The organism is Synechococcus sp. R8-2 (assembly GCF_047461715.1).
Taxonomy (GTDB): domain Bacteria; phylum Cyanobacteriota; class Cyanobacteriia; order Thermostichales; family Thermostichaceae; genus Thermostichus.
In genome coordinates this window covers 1-2,387 of record NZ_JANSHQ010000656.1, presented here as the reverse complement: position 1 = coordinate 2,387, position 2,387 = coordinate 1, and the positions used below count along the sequence as shown (strand labels likewise).

The 2,387-nt window shown below is 63.0% G+C and carries 2 protein-coding genes; both read left to right on the top strand.

Translation table 11 applies throughout. From position 1 onward, the window contains the following. On the top strand, positions 1–1,851 hold a 1,851-nt coding region (gene ppsA / locus NW819_RS13580), incomplete at its 5' end, for a phosphoenolpyruvate synthase (protein WP_414414072.1). An 81-nt stretch (positions 1,852–1,932) separates the two neighbouring features. After that, a partial coding sequence (locus tag NW819_RS13575; protein ID WP_414414071.1) for a biotin/lipoyl-containing protein occupies positions 1,933–2,387 on the top strand: 455 nt, incomplete at its 3' end.

Genomic DNA, 2,387 nt, shown 5'->3' with positions numbered 1-2,387 from the left:
TCGGTGGGGGTGCAGAAGATGGTGCGCTCGGATCTGGCTTGCTCGGGGGTGATGTTCTCCATCGACCCGGAAACCGGCTTTAAAGATGCGGTGCTGATCACCGCCGCCTACGGTCTGGGGGAAAACGTGGTGCAAGGGATCGTCAACCCCGATGAGTACGTGGTCTTCAAACCCACCCTCAAGCAGGGACTGCGCCCCATCCTCTCCCGCAAGCTGGGCAGCAAGGCCCTGAAGCTGGTCTACGACGAGGGGGGATCCCGTTCCACCAAAAACGTGGCCGTCCCCGAAAGCCTGCGCAAGCAATATGCCCTCAGGGATGAGGAAATCCTCAAATTGGCCCAGTGGGCCTGCTTGATCGAGGAGCACTACTCGGCACAGCGGGGCCGCTTCACCCCCATGGACATCGAGTGGGCCAAAGATGGGATCACCGGCGAGCTGTTTATCGTCCAGGCCCGCCCCGAAACGGTGCAGTCGCAAAAAGGGGCCAACCAGCTGACCACCTATCGCTTCACCCAGCCTGGGGCGCAGCCCGAGCCTCTGGTGCGGGGACGGGCCGTAGGCGAGGCCATCGGCCAGGGCACAGCCCGCGTCATTTTGGATGTGCGCCGCTCGGATCAGTTTCAGGCCGGCGAGGTGCTGGTGACCGAAAAAACGGATCCCGACTGGGAGCCAATCATGAAAAAGGCCAGCGCCATCGTCACCAACCAGGGGGGCAGAACTTGCCATGCGGCCATCATCGCCCGCGAGCTGGGGATCCCGGCCATTGTGGGCTGCGGCAACGCCACGCAGGTGCTGCACTCTGGCGATCCCATCACCGTCTCCTGCGCTGAAGGGGAAGAAGGGCGGGTCTACCCGGGCCTGTTGCCCTATGAGGTGACGGAGATCCCGCTGGAGGAGCTGCCCCGTCCCCGCACCCAGCTGATGATGAATGTGGGCAACCCAGAAAAAGCCTTCGGCCTCAGCGGGATCCCTTGCGATGGCGTGGGGCTGGCGCGGCTGGAGTTCATCATTGCCAACCACATTCAGGTCCACCCGCTGGCTTTGCTCAACTACGAGCAGGCGGTGAAAGAGGAGCCGCGCCTGGCAGAGCTGACCGCCCAGTATGCCGACAAGCCGGAGTACTTTGTGGACAAGCTGGCCCAGGGGGTGGCCACCATTGCTGCCGCCTTTTACCCCAAGCCGGTGATCGTGCGGCTGTCGGATTTCAAGAGCAACGAGTATGCCCACCTGCTGGGGGGATCCCGCTACGAACCCCACGAGGAAAACCCCATGATTGGCTGGCGGGGGGCCTCCCGCTACACGGATCCCCGCTACCGTGAGGGCTTTGCCTTGGAGTGTCGGGCCATGAAACGGGTGCGGGATGAGATGGGCCTGACCAACGTGATCTTGATGATCCCCTTCTGCCGCACGCCGGAAGAGGGGCACAAGGTGCTGGAAGAGATGGCCCGCCATGGCCTGGTGCGGGGAGAAAACGGTCTGCAGGTGTACGTGATGTGTGAATTGCCCAGCAACGTCATCCTGGCCGACGCGTTTTGCCAGATCTTCGACGGCTTCTCCATCGGCTCCAACGACCTCACCCAGCTCACTCTGGGCCTGGATCGCGACTCAGCCCTGGTGGCCCACCTTTTTGACGAGCGCCACGAGGCCGTCAGGCGGATGATCGCCCAGGTAATCCAGACGGTGAAAAGCCACGGGCGCAAGATCGGCATCTGTGGCCAGGCTCCCAGCGACTACCCTGAATTTGCCCGCTTCCTGGTGCAAGCAGGGATCGATTCCATCAGCCTCAACCCCGATTCCCTGTTGAAAACCCTGCTGGTGGTGGCCGAAGCAGAAGCGGCTGGCGCCCGGTGAGCCCAAAGCCGGCCCAGGGACGTGCGCGGGGATCCCGTCTCCTGAGTTACAATCTCTTCTGCTGTGTTCCCATCCCCATCGATGATCCACGAACTCTCCATGCCGGCCCTCAGCTCCACCATGGAAACGGGCAAGATCGTCACCTGGCTTAAGAACCCCGGCGACCGCGTGGAGAAAGGAGAAAACATCCTGGTGGTGGAGTCGGACAAAGCGGACATGGACGTGGAGTCCTTCCACAGCGGCATCCTGGCCAGCATCCTCATTCCGGCAGGAGCATCGGCCCCGGTGGGCGCGCCCATCGCCCTGATTGCCGAAAGCGAGGCAGAAGTGGCCCAAGCTCAGGAAAAAGCCAAAGCCCTCGCTGCTGGCGTTACCCCTGCGGCTCCACCTAGCGCAGACCGCGCCTCTGCAGCTCAGCCGACAAGTCCTGCCCCTGCGGCAACCCCCACCTCTACACTGCCAAATGGATCGGATGGCGCCGGATCCCAGCGGGTCGTGGCTTCCCCGCGGGCGAAAAAATTGGCGGAAAGCCTGGG